The organism is Paenibacillus sp. 32352, assembly GCF_002042965.1.
GTDB lineage: Bacteria > Bacillota > Bacilli > Paenibacillales > NBRC-103111 > Paenibacillus_S > Paenibacillus_S vulneris.
Map to the genome: position 1 here is coordinate 307,087 of NZ_MZNT01000008.1, position 18,937 is coordinate 326,023.

The 18,937-nt window shown below is 52.5% G+C and carries 17 protein-coding genes; 14 read left to right on the forward strand and 3 right to left on the reverse strand.

The window, feature by feature from the left end; translation table 11 throughout:
• Positions 1–16: 16 nt before the first annotated feature.
• A complete protein-coding gene (locus B1728_RS20190; RefSeq protein ID WP_079912195.1) occupies positions 17–1,303 on the forward strand; it encodes an ammonium transporter in 1,287 nt (428 codons plus the stop codon).
• A gap of 300 nt (positions 1,304–1,603) precedes the next feature.
• Here B1728_RS20190 and B1728_RS20195 read toward each other — a convergent pair whose 3' ends face one another.
• Entirely contained in the window at positions 1,604–3,124 is a 1,521-nt protein-coding gene (locus B1728_RS20195; RefSeq protein WP_079912196.1) for an MFS transporter, read from the reverse strand.
• Positions 3,125–3,127: 3 nt separating this feature from the next.
• The gene (locus tag B1728_RS20200; protein WP_079912197.1) at positions 3,128–3,688 is read right to left on the reverse strand and encodes a PadR family transcriptional regulator; all 561 of its coding nucleotides are present in this window, start codon (positions 3,686–3,688) and stop codon (positions 3,128–3,130) included.
• 200 nt (positions 3,689–3,888) lie between these two features.
• Here B1728_RS20200 and B1728_RS20205 point away from each other — a divergent pair, with 200 nt between their 5' ends.
• The 13 genes from B1728_RS20205 to B1728_RS20265 all read left to right on the forward strand — a co-directional run bounded on the left by B1728_RS20205 (position 3,889) and on the right by B1728_RS20265 (position 18,339).
• Complete coding sequence (locus B1728_RS20205; RefSeq protein ID WP_079912198.1) at positions 3,889–4,896, forward strand: aldose 1-epimerase; 1,008 nt, start codon at positions 3,889–3,891, stop codon at positions 4,894–4,896.
• 48 nt (positions 4,897–4,944) lie between these two features.
• Positions 4,945–5,916: a Gfo/Idh/MocA family protein gene (locus tag B1728_RS20210; RefSeq protein ID WP_079912199.1), complete on the forward strand. Its 972-nt coding sequence runs from the start codon at positions 4,945–4,947 to the stop codon at positions 5,914–5,916.
• 137 nt (positions 5,917–6,053) lie between these two features.
• A complete protein-coding gene (locus tag B1728_RS20215; RefSeq protein WP_079912200.1) occupies positions 6,054–6,260 on the forward strand; it encodes a DUF2197 domain-containing protein in 207 nt (68 codons plus the stop codon).
• Between the two features lie 115 nt (positions 6,261–6,375).
• Positions 6,376–7,194 carry a PPK2 family polyphosphate kinase gene (locus tag B1728_RS20220; RefSeq protein WP_079912201.1) on the forward strand — a complete coding sequence of 273 codons (819 nt, stop codon included), beginning with the start codon at positions 6,376–6,378 and terminating at the stop codon, positions 7,192–7,194.
• 214 nt (positions 7,195–7,408) lie between these two features.
• Positions 7,409–7,573, forward strand: a complete 165-nt coding sequence (locus B1728_RS36365; protein ID WP_179136109.1) for a hypothetical protein — start codon at positions 7,409–7,411, stop codon at positions 7,571–7,573.
• Between the two features lie 102 nt (positions 7,574–7,675).
• Positions 7,676–8,533 carry an aldo/keto reductase gene (locus B1728_RS20225; RefSeq protein ID WP_079912202.1) on the forward strand — a complete coding sequence of 286 codons (858 nt, stop codon included), beginning with the start codon at positions 7,676–7,678 and terminating at the stop codon, positions 8,531–8,533.
• Between the two features lie 19 nt (positions 8,534–8,552).
• Positions 8,553–9,560 carry a phosphotransferase gene (locus B1728_RS20230; protein ID WP_179136110.1) on the forward strand — a complete coding sequence of 336 codons (1,008 nt, stop codon included), beginning with the start codon at positions 8,553–8,555 and terminating at the stop codon, positions 9,558–9,560.
• A 59-nt stretch (positions 9,561–9,619) separates the two neighbouring features.
• Positions 9,620–9,937 (forward strand): hypothetical protein, encoded by a 318-nt coding sequence (locus B1728_RS20235; RefSeq protein WP_079912204.1) that lies wholly within the window; start codon positions 9,620–9,622, stop codon positions 9,935–9,937.
• Positions 9,938–10,774: 837 nt separating this feature from the next.
• Complete coding sequence (locus B1728_RS20245; RefSeq protein ID WP_079912206.1) at positions 10,775–12,700, forward strand: putative thiazole-containing bacteriocin maturation protein; 1,926 nt, start codon at positions 10,775–10,777, stop codon at positions 12,698–12,700.
• Positions 12,697–14,640, forward strand: coding sequence for a TOMM precursor leader peptide-binding protein (locus B1728_RS20250; RefSeq protein WP_079912207.1), 1,944 nt, complete (start codon positions 12,697–12,699; stop codon positions 14,638–14,640). Before B1728_RS20245 ends, B1728_RS20250 begins: the two co-directional genes overlap by 4 nt.
• Before the next feature lie 19 nt (positions 14,641–14,659).
• Positions 14,660–16,231, forward strand: coding sequence for a SagB family peptide dehydrogenase (locus tag B1728_RS20255; RefSeq protein ID WP_079912208.1), 1,572 nt, complete (start codon positions 14,660–14,662; stop codon positions 16,229–16,231).
• Between the two features lie 580 nt (positions 16,232–16,811).
• Entirely contained in the window at positions 16,812–17,279 is a 468-nt protein-coding gene (locus B1728_RS20260; RefSeq protein WP_079912209.1) for an SRPBCC family protein, read from the forward strand.
• Complete coding sequence (locus tag B1728_RS20265; RefSeq protein ID WP_144027934.1) at positions 17,272–18,339, forward strand: FUSC family protein; 1,068 nt, start codon at positions 17,272–17,274, stop codon at positions 18,337–18,339. Before B1728_RS20260 ends, B1728_RS20265 begins: the two co-directional genes overlap by 8 nt.
• Here the strand turns inward: B1728_RS20265 and B1728_RS20270 are convergent.
• A complete protein-coding gene (locus B1728_RS20270; RefSeq protein ID WP_079912211.1) occupies positions 18,336–18,752 on the reverse strand; it encodes an NUDIX hydrolase in 417 nt (138 codons plus the stop codon). The genes B1728_RS20265 and B1728_RS20270 overlap by 4 nt on opposite strands.
• Positions 18,753–18,937 lie beyond the last annotated feature (185 nt).

Here is an 18,937-nt window from a genome sequence, read left to right on the forward strand (position 1 = left end):
GAGCGAGGGTGACGATATGGAAATAGGCGTAAACGGGATATGGACAATGTTGGGCGCCATCCTGGTGCTGTTCATGCAATGCGGATTTATTATGCTGGAGGCCGGCTCCACGCGAATGAAAAATGCCGGTCACATAGCAGGAAAAACGGTTTTTACCGTAGGGATTGTTTCTTTGGTTTTCTGGGCGGTGGGATATGCATTTATTTTCGGCACGCAAGGCGGCTCGCTTATCGGCTGGGGCGATTATTTTGGCTTCAATATGATGAATGTGCCGGAAGGAAGCAATGTAGCGCCTACGGTCATGTTCGTATTTCAGCTGTCCTTTGCCGCGATTTCGATGTCGGTGGCGTGGGGCGGATTTGCTGAGAGAGCGAAGCTGTCGGCTTACCTGATTTTTGCGGTGCTATTCTCCGCCGTGGTCTACCCTGTCATAGCCCACTGGATCTGGGGCGGCGGCTGGCTGGCTCAGCACGGGAAGCAGGATTTTGCCGGCTCCACTGTCGTACATCTTACAGGAGCTATGGCTGCTTTTGCCGCAACCTTGCTGCTGAAGCCGCGTATCGGCAAATATAACAAGAACGGTACGCCGAACGAAATTCCTGGCCATAACCAAGTGTTTACCACTTTAGGCGTCATGCTGCTGTGGATCGGCTGGTTCGGATTCAATGCAGGCAGTACGATTACGGCCGGTGACGGAAGCTTTTTCGGCTACATTGCGATCAATACGCAATTGGGTGCAGCAGCAGGCGCTGTAGCTGCCTTGATAATCTCCTGGATGTTTACGGGAAAAAGCGACATCAGCACGATGCTGAACGGCGCTTTGGCTGGACTTGTTGCCATTACCGCCTCCTGCGCATTCGTTGAGCCTTGGGCCGCGATCGTCATTGGTCTGGTAGCAGGAATCGTCGTATTCGCCAGCATGAGATTGTTCGAGAAGCTGCGCATCGATGATCCGATCTACGCGCTTTCTGCGCACGGAACGGCTGGGGTATGGGGCACCTTGTCCAACGGCTTCTTCGCCACTCCGGAATTGGCCGAGAAGGTAGGCGTAGGGAAAGCCGGCCTGTTCTATGGCGGCGGTTTTGAACAATTGGGCGTTCAAATAATAGGGATTGTCGCTTGCGGCGCTTTTGCTTTCATCGTCTCTTACGTCATTCTTTACGCAATGAAAGCGACTATCGGCATTCGTGTTACGGAAGAGGAAGAAATGATGGGTCTTGACCTGAGCGAGCACGGCACCTACGGATATCCGGAGCAAATGAAGGAAGTCAAGCCGGCTTCGGGCGTATTGGTAAAAGGATAAAAAACGGCTCTCCCGTCTATAGATGGGGGAGCCGTCTGATTAGAGGGCAACCTATGACTCCTAAAGTTTACGAAAGGGAGCAAGGTGGGTATGCCCTGTAGGAGCGTTAGCGTCCGCCTTTGTTCTCGGGAAATAACCGCTAAAAAGCAATAAAATCAAAAAGTTCCCGAGAACAACAGCGGCCGGAAGGGGATACCCTACCGGTGTACTGAAGTGAACTATCCTCTTCATAGGTTTCTCGACATCAGACGGCTCCCCCGTTAACCACGGGAGAGCCATTTTGAGGTGGGCAGGCTAAGGTTAAGCCGATTTGACCGCTTCGGGAGGAGCGGCTTTAGGTTTGACCATCTTGCCTGGTCCGACGTAGAACCCGGCAATGATCCCCAAGGCGGCAAGGCACAGAGCCAGAATGAACCCGTGATTGATGGAGGCGGCCAGCGACTCTCTCAAGAAATCCTTAATTTCCTGGGGAACCGAGGCCCCTGCTCTCATCAGAAGCTCCGGATTAGCCAATGTATCCAGCTTATCTGCAGGAATCTGATGTGTGGACGCGCCGTCTTGTATCTGATGCGACAAATGGCTGTTAACGATAGCCGCCATCATGGTCGCCCCCAGGACGCCGCCGATGTTTCTCCAAAAGCCTACGATGGAGGAGCTGATGCCGATATATTGCTTGTCGACGCTGAACGCTACCGCACTCTGGGCGATGCTCATTAACGGCCCGATGGCCCCAAAGCCCAGCAGAATCATCAGGAGGATCATATAGCCATTGGAAGCGTTGCTGGGTACGTTCATCAATAAATAGGCGGCAACGATACCGAATAGCATCGATGTGACAATAAGGGAACGAAACGAGACTACTGTTTGGAACGAGGCAAAGACGATCGAACCGACGATTAAGGAGAACATCATGGGAGTTAACAGTCCGTTCGAATTTGGCTGGCCCAGTACAGCGACAGAAAACATAGGCAGATAAGTGATGGCGGAGAACATGATCGCCCCTTGGCAAATGCAAGCTATACTGGTGCCGGTAATCATCCGGTTGCGAAACAGCTTCAACGGAAGCACCGGCTCTTCGGCCCGCAGCTCGGTTCGTACGAAGAAGATACCTCCGACTATGGCAACTGCCAATAACGAGAGGGTCGGCCATGAAGTCCAGCTGCCATCCTTGCCGCCCCATTCAAGCGCCAGCATCAGCGATACGGTGGAGAGGATCAGCAGGAGAGTGCCCAGATAGTCGATCTTGGGACGTCGTTCGGAGCGGGATTCCTTCAAGGCGAATAACAAGGTCAGGAAGGATAGCGCGCCAAGCGGCACATTGACATAAAAGCACCAGCGCCAGCCCCAGGCTTCTGACAGCAGCGTGCCGATCTGCGGACCGGCGACGGAGGATAAGCCGAAGATGGCGGCAAAGACGCCGGACAGCTTCGCGGCTTGCTTGGGGTCCGCGAACAGTGTGTAGATGATCGTAAAGCTGATAGGCATTAACGCTCCGGAACCGATGCCTTGAAGAGCGCGGAACCAGATCAGCTGCGTTATATTTTGCGAGATGCCGCACAAGGCGGAGCCGATCAGGAAGAAGCCGATCCCGATCAGGTAAAACCGTTTGCGTCCGAACAGATCGGACATTTTGCCGAAGACCAGCATGGTGCTGGTCGCTGCAAGCATGTAAGCGGAGAATACCCAGCTCATGCTTTCAAAGCCGCCGATGTCTTTAATAATGTGGCTCACCGCGGCCGAAGTGATGGTATTATCTAGCGATGACATCAGCAGACCGAGCGCCATGGCTAATAAGATCAAACCGTTATGCTGCTTGCTCATCTATCATTCCTCCTCAATTTGGTTGGTTGCAGGGCGTTCGCCTTGCTCCGTTTGCCTTATTTTAGCTAATCCTTCCTTGACGATCTTCAGATTGCTCTCCGCGCTGGCGATCCCGATTTGGATGCAAATTTCCTGCGTCGGCGTCATGTATTTGCCGAAGCGCTCGTAGTCTTTTTTCAATCGCACGAGGTGCGCTTCCTCTCTAAGGATAGCTTCTTCCATCCAGCTTTGGATCAGCTCAAAGTCGGCGAATTGGCCGAAAAACATCCGAACCATGAAATCAGAGCGAAGCACGTTATCCTGCAGCTTGCTCTCCAAATAGCTGTGGAATTGCGCTTTGCCTTTTTCCGTGATGGTGTACACGTTTTTGTTAGGCTTTCCCTGCTGCTCGATGCTTTCCTTGGTAATGAGCTCCTCTTTCTCCATCTTGCTTAGGGTAGGGTAGATGGTACCGAAGCTTGCGTCAAAAAAGTAGGAAAGCAGCTCTTCGAATTGCTGTTTAATGTCATAGCCGGACATGCTTTTGCCCATCAATAAACCAAGAATCGCGTCTTGACCTGTCATCTTTGTCACTCCTATATCGAACTGATATAATGATCGTGAGGTTATATTAACATCCGATATATATCGTGTCAATATATAGACTTGCCTTATTTTGCCCAAAATATTCAAAACCTTTTTGCGCTTCCAGGGGTTTTATTGGATAATGAAGTCAGGATATCGTCTTTATTCCAACTACTACATAGATTTCAGGAGGGCTTTTCATGAGCCAGGCTTCGATTCAACATGTACTTTTTGATGATGTGCCTTCGATTCAACTGGATGCCGGAGGATACCGGGCTGTTATTGCGTACGCGGTGGGCAGCAATATGGTCGAGCTTAGCCGGCCTGCCGAAGGGTTGAGCTTTCTTCGCACCCCGGATAATGGAGAGCTTCTGCGGCAAAAAAGCCAACGCTACGGGCTGCCCCCCTTATTTCCTCCTAACCGGATTATTGACGGGAAATTTTCCACGCCATACCGGGATTATGTTCTCCCGTTGAACAGCTCGGACGGGGCTCATTTCATGCATGGCATTTTGCACAAACGTCCTTGGCGTATCGAATCGGAGAAGGTTCTTGAGAACGACGCAGCCGAGGTGGTTCTTGTTATGGACATGGGTAAGGACGGTGAAATGTATCCCTATTTTCCTCATGAATTTACTTATGAGCTCACCTATACCTTGTCAGAGCAGGGTCTTCATCAGCTGGTGCGGATTACGAACCATAGCCATGAACCGATGCCGCTTGGGGTTGGATTTCATACGGCGCTGCGCGTCCCGTTTCACAAGGAAGGACGGGAGGAGGACTACCGTCTCGCGATTTCCGTAGGGGAAGAATGGGACCTGACGCCATTGTTCGTGTCTACCGGCAAGCTGCTGCCATTATCCGAAGCAGATCGAGCACTGCGCGAGGAAGGAATTGCTCCAACGGGGGAGCCGTATGCGAAGCATTTTACAAGCAGCGCCGTGGAGCGGAACGGCAAGCCGTTTACAGGTGCTGTAATGAAGGATACGGCAAGGAACATCAGCCTGGTCTATGAGGTCGATCGTAAATATGGGCATTGGACGGTTTGGAATGATGACGGCAAGAGCGGATTTACATGCCCTGAGCCGCAAACCTGGACGAATAACGCGCCTAACGTGCCGCTCCCAGGGGAAGTGACCGGATTCCGGCTGCTGGAGCCGGGAGCGACCTGGTCGGCATGGACGAAGCTATCTGCAGAGCTAGGCTAGATTTGTAAGGAAGAAGCATGATGGAATCATTAAGGGGAGAGTGAGTCGATGACACTGCAAATCGGATTTGTCGGCACCGGAGGCTTTACGAAGTTTCACTGCAATTTATTGGCCAAAATGGATGGAGTGCAAATACGGGCCTTCTGCGCGACGAACCTGGAGAAGGCGGATCGGCTAGCCGCTGAGTGGCAGGGAGCCGAAGGCTACGACAGCATTCACCGGATGCTGGACGAGACGTCCCTGGACGCCGTCTACATTTGCGTTCCCCCGATGGCTCATGGAGAAATCGAAACCGCGTTGATTGAGCGGGGCATCCCCTTTTTCGTAGAGAAGCCGGTGGGGCTGGATCTGGAGCTTCCTCACGCGATTTTGCAAAAGGTTCAGGAGAAAAAGCTGATTACCTCCGTCGGGTATCATTTCCGGTATATGGATTCCACGCAGCGTGCGGCGGCGGTGTTAGCCGAGCGTACGATCGGGATGGGTCTCGGCTACTGGATGGGCGGAATGCCACGGGTGGCTTGGTGGCGCAAGCAGGACGGCTCCGGCGGGCAGTTCATCGAGCAGACGACGCATATCGTCGATTTGATGCGCTATCTGATGGGCGAGGCGCTGGAAGTGTACGCAGCCTACGGCAGCCGTTTTATGCATACCGTGGAAGAGGGAGTAACGACCCCGGATGTCGGAACGGTGACGATCAAGCTGGCGAGCGGCGCGGTAGCGACTATCTCGAACACGTGCATGCTTCCTGCAGGAGGGCCGACAGGTCTGCATCTGTATACGGATCAAGGCATTATGGAGCTGACACAGGGAGGTTTGAAGGATATCGGCAAAACGATAGTGTGCGAATATAAGAATCAGAGCAACGCTTACGTTCGCGCGCATGAAGCGTTCCTTCATGCCGTACGGACAGGCGATACGAGCGGCATACTATCCACGTACGAAGATGCGGTCAAAACACAGGCGATTGCTGTAGCTGCTCTTCAATCTGCCGAGCGGGGAGTACCTGTACGTCTAGGCTGATGAGAATAAACGGAGTGTTCGCCGCAGAACGCTCCGTTAGTCTTTTTTCACCGGCAGGTTCAAATAATGGTCACAGTCAAGTGTGGAAAAATATGGGATACTAGAGAGGTAACGCATAAGGCGGAGGAGGTCTTTCGATGGCCCTGGAGGTTCAATGCTTTACCTGCAACGGCAAATTTCTTCTTGATCCTAGCGACCCGCAGTATAGGAAGATCAAAACCAAGCAAACCAAATATTATGTATGCCGATCCTGCAATTCGTCGATCCAAGGAGAGGCCGTGAAGCAAACCGGCTTGGATCCCAAGCTGCTTGATCCGAAAGGCTATGACAAATTCATCCCGTAACTCCTTTTCGCCCGCACAGCTGAAAGGGTAAAAACATCAGAGAAATTGGCTGCAGCCTAGATTTGAGACAGGTTACATTCTTGTAAAACTATGGATATTTCAGGAGGCTGATCTTGTGCTGAAAAACTACATCTGGCCCCGCGGAAAGAAAAAGAAGCTAAGTCAATACGATCCGGAGGATACGGGATTAGCTGCGAGTAAGGAAGAAGCCGCTGAAGCTGTGGAGAAGCTGAAGGAGGAGCTGCAGCAGCTGCAGGACATGCTATTCGCCCAAAAGAAATATTCGGTGCTTATTGTATTTCAAGGGATGGATTGCAGCGGCAAGGACGGTGTTATTAAAAAGGTGCTGTCTGGTGTGAATCCGCAGGGCTTCAAGGCGGTTTCGTTTAAAAAACCGACGACGGATGAAGCAGCTCATGATTTTTTATGGAGAACCCACAAGGAAGTGCCTGCCCGGGGCTACATCACCGCCTTCAATCGTTCTTACTACGAGGATGTGCTCATAACCCGCGTCCACGAACAGATCGATGATGAAGAGGCAGAACAGCGCTTTAAGCACATTAAGCATTTTGAAAAGCTGCTGAGCGACCATAACACCGTAGTCATTAAGCTTTTTCTCCATATATCCAAAGACTTTCAAATCTCCAAAATCGAGCAAAGGCTACAAGACCCGTCCAAAATGTGGAAATTCGATCCTAATGATTTGCTGGAGCGCAATTTCTGGGATTCCTATGAAAAGGCATACGAGGATGTTTTCAATAATTGCAGCTTCAAACACGCTCCATGGCATATCATCCCTTCGAATCATCGCTGGTACCGTGATTATGTTGTTCTAAGCATCATAGTCGATGAGCTGCGAAAGCTGCCACTGGAATATCCCGAGCCGGATGCGCAAGTGAAGGAACGAATCCTGCTGCTTCCGGACAGCAAGTGATGATCCCAAGAAGAGCGGTCAACATGCTAATGTGCTGGCGGCTCTTTTTTGTCCTATCGGTATCCAGCCTCTTGTTCCACTGATTGGTTCCTCCTCAGGTAAGTTTACTTATAATCAAAAAACCTCTTGCTGCCTTATAAGACCGGCTTGTAAAATAATACCAACCCTGAATGGAAGATGAGTTTGGAATAAACAAAGCAAGGAGAAATGGTATATGAACAACATTGCATTGATCTGTCCTACTCATGATCCTGCCGGCGGCAATATAGGCTTTATTCGTACCTATGCAGGGCAGCTACGTGAGATCTATCGAGATATCTACATTACAGTGAGCGATGAAAGCGATAACAGAGTTGTTCATGAATTGGTTCCAGCATAAGATTCAAGTGTAATGGGGGCGGACGGCTTAGCCTTGCATCATAAGCGAAACGATAAAGTGAGCACACCAACGCTGTTAATCCATGGAAAGGGATGAGGCTTGATGTTATACCGAAGATTAGGAGTGACGGACGTACAAATTCCTGTAATCGGTCAAGGAACCTGGAAGCTCGGGGAGAACCCGAGTAACGCTGCGAGAGAAATCGAAGCCTTAAGGTTTGGTTTGGAAAATGGGATGACCTTGATCGATACGGCAGAGGAATATGCCAAAGGCGGCTCGGAGCGCATCGTAGGCGAGGCAATTGCGGACGTGCGCAAGGAGGTCTTCCTGGTTACGAAGGTGTCCGCCAAGAATTGCTCGTACGAAGGAGTTTTGCGGGCGGCGGAGGCCAGTCTGGAACGGCTGCGAACCGGCTATATCGACCTTTATTTGCAGCATTGGCCCAGCCCGCAGTTCGAGGTGGCGGAGACAATGAGCGCGATGGCCGAATTAGTCGATAGAGGCTGGGTCCGGTACGTTGGGGTCAGCAATTTTAGCCCTGAGCTGATGATGGAAGCGCAGCGCGCTTTGGGCAAGCATCCCCTGGCCTGCAATCAGGTAGGCTATCATCTGAACGATAGATCGGTCGAGAAGGATATATTGCCTTATTGCCGAAGCAATGGAATAACCGTTATGGGCTATTCCCCGTTCGGTTATGCTCCCGAGGTGTTTGGCAAGAAAGGCTTTCCAGCACCCGGTACGAAAGAAAGAGCCATTCTTGAGCAGATCGGAGCCAGGCACGGGAGGACGGCTCATCAGGTTGCGCTAAACTGGATCCTCCGTCAGGAAGGCATGGTGACCATCCCGAAGGCCGCCGGCATCGAACATATAAGAGATAATAGAAATGCTATAGGCTGGGAACTGGACGTAACCGAGCTGGAGTTGATAGAAAGCGCCTTTCCCGTAACAGCGGGGGATTAACAGAGCGGAGGGAAACAAAGTGGATCAGCAACAGGCTATCCAAGCGGCAGTACGAAAGGCGTATTTTCATAAGGACCAGGACATAAGGACGAAGCCCGTCCCTTATGGAGTGAATAACACTACGTGTTATGTGCTTTCAGGAGAACAAAAGTACGTTTTCCGCATCTACGATAACCGCCATGACGAGCAGCCCATTCAATTCGAGCTGAACGTGCTGGCTTCATTGAAGCGGCAAGACCTATCCTTTGAAGTCCCTGCCCCTGTACATAATCAAGAAGGACAATGGATTACGAGGATGGATAACGGAAAGCTCGGCGTATTATTTCATTGCATTCCGGGTGATCGGCCCCGTCCGGAGGATGCTTATCGGTTCGGGCGGGCTGCAGGGGAGCTGTCGGTTGCCCTGGGCTCCATTGAAGTTTCCGGCAAGCCGCCATACCGCGGAGGCTCCTATCATTTATATGAGGTTCATCCTCTCATTTCCAAAGAGATGCTACATGAAAGCCTGTCTCGGCCGGCGGACCCGGAGGATGCTCGGGCTGCGGAATTTATGCTGCAAGAGGTTGTTTCGATGGAAAAGAAGAAAGAGAGCTTTTCACGAATGCCTCATCAGTTGGTGCATGGCGATCTTGCATTGAGCAATATGTTGATTCACGATGGACGCATTTCCGGTATATTGGACTTTGAATTTTGTTCACCGGACGTCAGAGCGATGGAACTTGCTGTAGGCTTAATGTCATTCGTTCAAGAGGAGAGTTCCTTTCTTAACATGGCGGAAAGCATAATTTCCGGATACAGCGAACAGGCTTCGTTAACCGCTGAGGAGATCGGCATGCTTCCCAGCCTTATCAGACTGAGGTATATAGGGTCGTATATCCATCATCTTGGCCGTTCAGCAGCAGGAGTGGGAACATTCGATGCGGCACGCAAAAGGCTGCATTCATTCTTGAAGCTTTCGGAAGCTCTTGTACGGACTGAGGAGGCATTGCTGCAGCTTGGTTCCAAGTATTTGGCGGCGCGTTCTTAAGCCAGTGCAATAGCAGCAACTTACAGGATGGCAAGCCGATTCGGAATGGGAGTTGTTCTATGAAGCTTTTTACGAAAGAAATAAAGAATATCGAGGTAGAGGGACGTTTATTTCATTGCATCATCGATCAAACCCCGCAGCTTGAAGCCGTCATATTCAAAATCTATCCCGCAAGCACCAAAACGTCGTATTGCCAGATGTCGTTTTCCTGGACGGCGGCCTGGTCTGTAACGTTTCATAAGCCTAGTGTTTGTGCCAGCTTAATACGGTATGCGTTGGGAAGCGGCTGGGATCCCAGCCTTGAAAAAAATAGATGGGAAATTCCCGATGCCGATTTTCTTATTCATAAATTGCAGCTTGATAACCTGGAAGGGTAGTATCGTTCTAAAATGGATTTGGAGCGGGCGATTCACGAGCTAGTTCAGGCGTATGCGGTTTGAGTCATTTTTCATATAAGCTGTTCCAATAGATGATTTCCGAAGTGACCGGGAGTCATCTTTTTTCATTTGCAACGCAAGATGCCCTGCGAACTCCCTCTTGAATCAACACTCTGCAGCATCGAGAGCTTGCTCTGGTACAAATGCCCATAAAATGGGCGGTTGACTCAGTAACAAAAGCGGAGATGCTCCATACATTGGAATTATGTTTCAGAAGCGATCGAACCTTCCTTCCTGCCTTCACTCGCAACCAGAAAAAAATATTTGGAGGTTTTACCCGATGAATGAATTCCAAAATGATCTTCAACAACTGAATGTATCCCAATTTCAAGCGAGCGACATGACCCCTTGGGTCGATGAAAGCCAGTACCAGGCAGCTCCATTCCCAATGGGTGCGGATCCTAACGACCCGTCCAGGCTATGTGTCGGTTTTTGTGCGGGATTCTGCGGCGGCTTTTGTGGTGTGTTTTGCAGCGGCTTTTGTGCGGGCGTCTGTGGCGGCTTCTGCGGTGGTTTTCGCTGTGGAGGATTCCGTTGCGGTGGTTTCCGTTGCGGAGGATTCCGCTGCGGTGGATTCTGCGGCCATCGCTGCCGTTAAGCCATTAGATTCTGAGTTGTCAACGTTCGGCAGTCCTGCCGAGGAACTATGCCCCTCACAACATGATGTTGTCAGGGGCATTTTCTTCATGGCAAGGCATGTCGGACGAAACTGCCTACATATAATATACAATACATTGTACCATAAACTGGCAATTCGCAATCGTTAGGAGGAGTGAAATGACCAGTATAACCCCTGCTGCGCGACTTAAGGTAAAGGAGGATACGTTTTTTCTCCCGGTTCCGGATGAGGGTGTGTATTTCCGCAACAATGTCGGTACCTTCCGCATGGAAGGCGCGATGATCGACCGATGGATCGAAAAGCTGGTCCCCATGTTTAACGGGGAGCATACGATGGCGGATTTGACGAACGGCTTGTCGAGCCCTCATCTGGAAAGGGTGTATGAAATTGCCGAAGTATTGTACCGAAAAGGGTTCGTTCGGGATGTAAGTCAAGACATTCCGCATCAATTAACGGATGGGATTATGAAAAAGTTCGCGGGGCAAATCGCTTTTTTGGAAAGCTTCGGCGATTCAGGCGCGTACCGGTTCCAATGCTATCGTCAGGCTGACGTATTGGCGGTCGGGTCCGGGCCCATGTTCGTTTCGCTGGTCGCTGCGCTGTTGGAGTCGGGTCTTCCTAAAATCCATATGCTCATAACCGAATCAGTACCGACGAACCGGGAGCGGATTGTGGAGCTGGCCAATCAAGCCCGCCGTACGGATCCGGAGGTCGAAGTTAGGGAAATTGAGCAGCGAAAGGAAGGAGCCGACGGCTGGAGAGAGATGGTAGAGCCATACCAATCCATCGTGTATGTGTCCCAAAAAGGGGATATCGATGAATTCCGGCTTCTTCACGATGTATGCAAAACAGAGAAGAAGCTTTTGCTGCCGGCTATGTGCCTGCATCAAACAGGCATGGCAGGACCTGTTGTGCATCCGGGTTCCGAGGGGTGCTGGGAGTCGGCATGGCGCCGGGTGCATCCAGCCTCTGTATGGAAGGACCCTGAGCTTCATTCCTTCTCCACCACGGCAGGGGCGATGCTCGCGAATGTCATCGTATTTGAGCTGTTCAAGTCGATGACCGGACAATCTGAAACAAGAAATTCATTCTTTCTGTTGGATCTGGAAACATTGGAGGGAAGCTGGCATTCCTTCATCCCTCATCCCATGGTGAACGGCTTCGAGACGAATCGGGCGATTCAGGCGCCGGATCTGCAGCTTGACGGCAGGGAAGAGATCTTGGTCCAGGGGGACCCCAACCGTCTGCTATCGTATATGAGCCGGTTAACTTCACCTCAGACAGGAATTCTCCATTTATGGGAGGAGGGAGACTTGAGGCAGCTTCCCCTGTCCCAGTGCCGCGTTCAAGCGGTTGATCCGCTGTCGGAAGGGCCCGCGGCTCTGCTGCCTGAGCAGATCGGAGTGGGGCTGACGCATGAGGAAGCCCGCAGGGAAGCGGGATTACTAGGGATTGAGGCGTATGTATCAAGATGGGCGGAGAAGCTTGTACATACCAACGAAGTGATTGGAATCGGCGCGGGGGCAACCCGGGCGGAAGGAATTGTACGCGGCTTGCAGGCTCATTTGTCCCAACAACAGTCCATGCAGCTCAGGGAACGGGTGCCGTCCGCGGCACGAGTGCCGGCCGGCAGGGTAGAAGACGAACGGTGCCGGTATTATTTGCAGCAGCTGTCCGCCTGGAGAAGGGACCCTGTGATCGCCTTCGGAGAGGAAATAGCAGGCTTTCCTGCCGTGTGGGTTGGGTTTGCCGATGGCTGGTACGGCGGCAGCGGCTTGAATAAGACGGCGGCTCTGCGGAAGGCGCTGCAGGGTGCGCTGTTAGGGCTGCAAAACGGCTCTGTCCCTCCTGCGGATCAGGTGCAGACAGCTTCGTCCGTGCGTATTGTTAGGGAAGTCCCGGGCGAAATCACGTTCCCTTCTATAGAAGGATGGTCCCATTCCAGGTCCATGCGGGAAGCTTTGGAGACGATTAGCAGCCAGGGCAAGCAGCTCTTTGTAGTCGATTTGGCTGTGGAGCCGTTTTTGAAGGAAGAGCTGCAAGGCGTATTCGGTGTGCTGCTGCGAGAGGGGGGATCCCGATGAATACCGGGGTAGCTGTTATCGGAGAAGGCCAGCTGGCGGAGCTTGTATGCGGCGAGCTGTCCTCTTTGTGCCGACTGGCGCGTCGAAGTGATTTCAAGGAGGGAGTGCCGGAAGGAATGGGGCTTGCCCTGGTGCTGAGCGATGCATGGCATCCGTTACTTCATCGAGAAGCGGAAGAGGTGCTCCGCTCCTCGGGCATCCCTTGGCTTCGCGGGTTCGTCGCCTTCGGCGAAGGGATGATAGGCCCGCTGGTTCGACCCGGCCTGACCGGATGCTCGCAGTGCGCCGACACGCGGCATCTGATGGCGGGACGAGACCGCAAGGAAATGTGGATGCTGGAGCAGCGCTTGACGGAGCATGGCGGAGTTCCGCATGATGCATGGGCATCCCGGACAGGATTGCTCCAGATGGCACATCTGATCTTGAAGGAATGCCGTGCAGTGCTTGAGGGCGGACGTTCCCGGCTGGAAGAACGGATGCTGTTCCTGGATATGAAATCATTGAGAGCTTCAAGTCACTTCTTTTTGCCAGACCCGTTATGCCCGGTCTGCAGCCAGCTGCCCGAAGATACTCCGGCGGGAGCCCAAATAACCCTTCAGCCGAGTCCCAAGGTGGACAGAGCAAGCTTCCGGAGCAAGTCATTGAAAGATCTGGCGGGAGCTCTGGTTCAAGACTATCTGGATATCAAGACCGGCTTCCTGAACGGAAAAATGATGGATTTTGTATCTCCGTTTGCCGATGTCAGTGTCAATCTTCCCATGTTCGATCATGACGAGGTGACGGCGGGGCGAACGCATTCATATGCGCACAGCGAGCTGACCGCCATTATGGAGGGGCTGGAGAGATACTGCGGCATGGAGCCTCGCGGCAAAAGGCTGGTGATCCGGGAAAGCTACCGCAATCTGGCCGATCGCGCCCTGCATCCTGCGGCAGCGGGACTGTATGCCACAGAGCAGTATGAACGGCCTCATTTTCCGTTCAAGCCCTTTCACCCCGATGACCCGATGGATTGGGTATGGGGCTATTCGTTTGGCAGGCAAAGCCCAATTTTGGTCCCGCTGCAGCTTGCTTATTATACCTCGCCCTGCGGACGAGGCTTTGTCTACGAGACCTCGAACGGCTGCGCGCTGGGCGGCAGTCTGGAGGAAGCCATTTTTTACGGCATTATGGAGGTCGTGGAACGGGATTCGTTCCTGTTAACCTGGTATGCCAGGCTGCCGCTGCCCCGGCTCGATCCTTTTTCCGCGGGTGATTCGGAGCTGGAGCTCATGCTTCACCGCCTGAAGACGGTAGCGGGCTTTGACGTATTGCTGTATAACGCGACGATGGAGAACGGCATTCCTAGCGTTTGGGCGCTGGCCAAAAATACGAAGCCGAACGGACTTAACCTGATTTGCGCCGCAGGGGCTCACCCCGATCCCGTTCGCGCTGCGAAAAGCTCGGTTCATGAATTATCGGGGATGATGCTCACGCTGAACGGAAAATTCGAGGAGAATCGGGAACAGTATGCCCGAATGCTTCACGATCCGTCGCTGGTGCGCGGTATGGAGGATCATTCTATGCTGTACGGGTTGCGGGAAGCCGAGGAACGGCTTCACTTTTTGCTAGCAGGGGATCGGCCTCTAAGGACGTTTGAGGAAGAGTTCAAACGTCCGCCGGAGCACCCGGATTTGACGGATGATTTGAGAGACGTCCTTCAAGCATTCCGGCGGTTGCAGCTCGATGTCATCGTAGTCGATCAAACGACCCCGGAGTTAAAGCGCAACGACCTGCACTGTGTCAAGGTGCTCATTCCAGGCATGCTTCCGATGACGTTCGGCCATCATCTCGTCCGACTGACAGGGCTGGACCGGGTATTGAAGGTCCCGCAGCAGCTAGGCTATACAAAGCGGCCACTACTTCCTGAGGAGCTTAATCCTCATCCGCACCCGTTCCCCTAAACCGTGAGGAGGAAAAATGATGAGTCTGGACCGATTCCTGCACAGCCTCCATACGGCAAATGATGAGTCCCGGCCGCCGGATTGGGAAGTCGATTGGGAGGATGCGCCGCTGACCTACAAGCTGTATCGCGGCTTGCCGGTTGTTCCTTTATCGGCGGAAATGCCTCTATCGCTGACTGATCGTCCAACGAGGGCTTTTCCTGATTTGTTATCCTTAGGCCATTTGCTGTGGTATGCATACGGTCTGACCCGAGTCAGTCAGTTTCCTGCGGGCGTCACGATGTATGGAGGCACCCAGGTCCCGATGTACCGGCGCTTCGTTCCTTCTGGCGGCGGATTGTATCCGAATGAACTTTATGTATATTGGAAGACGTCGGATGTCCCGGAGGGAATATACCATTACGATGCGGCGCACCACCGGCTGGTTCTGCTTCGGGAGGGGAATTTCGATGCTTACCTGACCCGGGCGCTCGGCGGCCAATGCGAGATGGAGGGGTGCTGCGGAGCCGTTATGGTTTCCGTTATGTTTTGGAAAAACTTTTACAAATATCACAACTTTGCTTATCGGCTGCAAGGCTTGGATACGGGAGTCCTGATCGGACAGCTCCGCGAAGCGGCCCGGCAGTTCGGGTACGAATCGGCCTTGTATTATCAATTTCTGGACCGGGGGGTTAATCATCTGCTCGGGCTATCCGACAGAGAGGAGAGCGTCTACGCGGTCATCCCTTTATCGGCAGAGCCTGTGAGGACCTGGATGCATGACGGAATGAGGGGACAGGATGGGAGCACCGCAATGGAGTTATGCAGGGAGCTGCCTTGGATTCGGACGGATCACTACGTACGTTCACAGAACGTCAAGGAGTTTCCTGTGCTGACCGCGATGAATGCCGCGTCCATGCTGGAATCAACGGACTCCTTATGCTGTGCGGGGGCGGGGAAGCATGCAGATAGCGGGTTGAGGGCCGTATACCTGCCTGAAGTGGAACGGTTGTCCTATGATCTCGCATCGCTTTGCCGGCAGCGGTATTCGCCGGAATCGGATTTTGTTCTGAAGAGAGTCACATCGTCAGACCTGGCTGTGCTTCTACGAGAGGCGGCCGATAGGTTAGCCTATCCCAATGATTCGCAAAGTCCGTGCCGGTCCGATCCCCTTGTATCGCTGTATTGTTGTTTGTATAACGTGGAGGGGATTCCGGACGGAGCCTACCGCTACGATAGAACGGAGCATGCACTGCGCTGTATCGCTCCGGGAGACCACCGGCTGCGGCTGCAGGAGGGAATGTCTCTGCATAACGTCAATTTATTTCAAGTGCCGATATGTATTCATGTGGTGGGTAACCGGAACTATTATCGATCAGCGTTTGGTTATCGCGGGTATCGCATGCAGCAGATGGAAGCGGGTATGCTTGTGCACGGCTTGTTGCTGGCGGCGTCCGCCATCGGCATGGGAGGGAGGCCCTTGCTCGGCTTCAGTTCGGAGAATAGCGATGATCTGTATTCATTGACCGGGCAAGGGAAGACCAGCCTGATCCAAATTCCGATCGGTCATTACCGTCAGCGGCCCCGGCTGGAGGGGGGGCTGCACAGTTAACGATTCACCGTCTTCGAAATTTGCTTAGAGGCCCAGGGAGCTTGGATCCCATCGAATTATGCCAGGTGGGAGCCCCTGGAGTGGGATCATTGTGGTTTTCTCAGCATGTATAGGTTTCTCGACAAACTATCCGTTCGTACAGAACGGATTTTTTTGTATTTCCAATAGCTTACTAACCTTAAAGTTCACGGAACGTTATGTTAATATATGGTATATTTACATAAGCCAAGCTCGATTTCACCCCGTTGAACGGCGTAAAGAAGCTGCAGCCCGAATTTTTAAAGACAGAACAAGGAATCCTGCGCGCTATGAACTCCAAGGACGGCGTTCTGCTGAATAAGGAGGACTTAAGAGCGAGAGGCTTTATAAAATGATGCTCTTCCATGAATATTGAGCACCTGTATAGCGGGAAATATGCGAAATAGGAGGGTGGGATTCCCCGCCGGTTTTACATTGCAATGGTTGTAAACCTCGCAGGTTTTTCAACGGAGTGGCTGCCGGACAGGCAGTTCTCTATTTTTTACCTCCGTATGGTATGATATTCGTTAGATGAATCTTGAAGCTGAAGGGAGAATCCAAAATGGCGGCATGGAATAATCAGGCGCCGGTTGCAAAGGCGGAAATGCTGATACGGAGACCGGTTGAAGAAGTATTTGAGGCTTTCATTGATCCTGCAGTGACTACGAAATTCTGGTTTACCCACAGCAGCGGAAGACTGGAGCCAGGGGCACGGGTCAAGTGGGAATGGGACATGTATGGAGCATCCGCAGAGGTTGAAGTGCTGGAGATCGAGAAGAATCAGCGCATCCTCATCCATTTCGGGTCCAGGGTGGAGTGGATCTTTACTTCCAGGGGAGAGAAGGAAACCTTCGTTACGATTACCAATACCGGCTTTCAAGGCGAAGCGGATGATGTCGTGAAGCAGGCAATAGGATCGACGGAAGGGTTTACGATTGTGCTTTGCGGGCTTAAGGCGCTATTGGAGCACGGCATCGTCTTGAATCTTGTGTCGGATAAAGCTCCTTATGCTCACGTGAAGCGTGGATAAGCCGGATAGAAACAATCATTGGCAGCAAGCCCTGCAATGGTCGAGAGAGGCGAATGTGGAACCTGCCGAGCTCATTTCCTCCTGCATAGGGATGGGCGTTCCTGTGTGCCTCTTCGCCGCATGGGGCCATCTGCCTCTTGGAATGATAGCTGCACTAGGAGGCATTACCATAGGTGAAATAGGCTTACGCCCGGGCCTTTTGGCGCAGGGCAGACAGCTGGCAGGCGCGGTATTGCCGACGATGGCCGCTTCTTTCCTGGCTTTGCTCCTGACCGGTCATGGCTGGCTGTCCGATGTGCTGTTCATCCTCATGGCCTGTCTGGCTGCCGTGATGGGAGGCTACAGCCGCAGCTGGGTCGTCGCGACGACCCGGTTTATTCTGTTTCTGGCCATCGCCATGAACGTATTCAGCGGTGCGCCCCATCCTGGAGTGTTCCTTCTGCTTATTCCGGCCGGGGCCGCATGGCGTGCCGGTACCAGTCTTGCCGTAGAGTCGCTGCTGAACCGGATGAGGCCTAAGGCTCCCAAGGCCGAAGATCTCAAGCGGATGCCGACAGCCTCCCAAGCCCTCTCCAGGTGGAAAAAGTCACTTACTCAGCTGTCCGGCTGGCAGTATACGCTTCGATTAGGGTGCTGTCTTGGTCTAGCCGAGGGAATCCGGTGGGTATGGCCCGGGCATCATTTTTATTGGATCGTACTGACTGCGGCGATCTTGACGGAACGGAAAGCGGACCCGGTACCGGTCAAAACGATTCAAAGGGTAACCGGCACCGTCATCGGCGTAGCTGCCGTCAGTGCGCTCTTTGCCTATACGCTGCCTGAATGGGCGGTCGTCGTGGCGGTGGGGTTGCTTGCCGGGTTGAGACCGTGGTTGAAGGCGCGGAATTATTTGCTGTACTCCGCAACCATGACCCCGCTTATTTTTTTGCTGATGGACGCGGGAAAACCGCTCGACGGTCTAGCGCTTCTGGACCGAATAACGGCAACGCTGATCGGAGCAGGCCTCGTCGTGCTGGTTAATCTCATCTTTACCCGGCCGGTCTTTCAAGAGCGGAATTAATCCGTCAAAAGGATCTCCTTGTACATGTTCACTTGTTCGATCATATGTCCAATATTTCCTTCGCCGGCATACCGCGACATATCGAAAAAATCCTGATCCAGGTCCGACCAGTATAATTCGTTTTCATCCCCTGATACGGCGACATCATGCTTCAATCTTCCGGCATAGACTTCGACGTAGCATTGCTGCAGGTAATAGGTAAAATCCATCACATGATGCAAAGTGACATCCTCTTGGGAAATGCCGGTTTCCTCTAACAGCTCCCGGTAAGCGGCTTCGAACCCGGCTTCTCCCGTCTCGATTTTTCCGCCTACCAGATTGCTGAGTCCCTTGTACGGGTTTTTCAACCGTTTGCACATGAGCAGCCGATCCATGCTATGATTGTAGATCATTAGAACGTTATAACCTTGCATGAGCTGTCCTCCTGAAATGATTGCATAGACAAGTATAGGTTCACTATGCGCTGAATTATTGCAAATGTAAATAGAAAAAGTCCTTTGGGTTAGTTCCAAAGGACTTTTTTAGATAGAATATCGGGACTTCCTGTAAAGCTTCGATTCCAAGGCTCCGCTTTGTGAGATTCCTCTACCGAGTGCCT

Coding starts and splice junctions, on each gene's coding strand:
- B1728_RS20225 (WP_079912202.1), top strand. CDS start 7,676: ATGTTATACCGAAGATTAGGAGTGACGGACGTACAAATTCCTGTAATC.
- B1728_RS20195 (WP_079912196.1), bottom strand. CDS start 3,124: ATGAGCAAGCAGCATAACGGTTTGATCTTATTAGCCATGGCGCTCGGT.
- B1728_RS20215 (WP_079912200.1), top strand. CDS start 6,054: ATGGCCCTGGAGGTTCAATGCTTTACCTGCAACGGCAAATTTCTTCTT.
- B1728_RS20270 (WP_079912211.1), bottom strand. CDS start 18,752: ATGCAAGGTTATAACGTTCTAATGATCTACAATCATAGCATGGATCGG.
- B1728_RS20250 (WP_079912207.1), top strand. CDS start 12,697: ATGAATACCGGGGTAGCTGTTATCGGAGAAGGCCAGCTGGCGGAGCTT.
- B1728_RS20245 (WP_079912206.1), top strand. CDS start 10,775: ATGACCAGTATAACCCCTGCTGCGCGACTTAAGGTAAAGGAGGATACG.
- B1728_RS20205 (WP_079912198.1), top strand. CDS start 3,889: ATGAGCCAGGCTTCGATTCAACATGTACTTTTTGATGATGTGCCTTCG.
- B1728_RS20255 (WP_079912208.1), top strand. CDS start 14,660: ATGAGTCTGGACCGATTCCTGCACAGCCTCCATACGGCAAATGATGAG.
- B1728_RS20210 (WP_079912199.1), top strand. CDS start 4,945: ATGACACTGCAAATCGGATTTGTCGGCACCGGAGGCTTTACGAAGTTT.
- B1728_RS20190 (WP_079912195.1), top strand. CDS start 17: ATGGAAATAGGCGTAAACGGGATATGGACAATGTTGGGCGCCATCCTG.
- B1728_RS20200 (WP_079912197.1), bottom strand. CDS start 3,688: ATGACAGGTCAAGACGCGATTCTTGGTTTATTGATGGGCAAAAGCATG.
- B1728_RS36365 (WP_179136109.1), top strand. CDS start 7,409: ATGAACAACATTGCATTGATCTGTCCTACTCATGATCCTGCCGGCGGC.
- B1728_RS20235 (WP_079912204.1), top strand. CDS start 9,620: ATGAAGCTTTTTACGAAAGAAATAAAGAATATCGAGGTAGAGGGACGT.
- B1728_RS20260 (WP_079912209.1), top strand. CDS start 16,812: ATGGCGGCATGGAATAATCAGGCGCCGGTTGCAAAGGCGGAAATGCTG.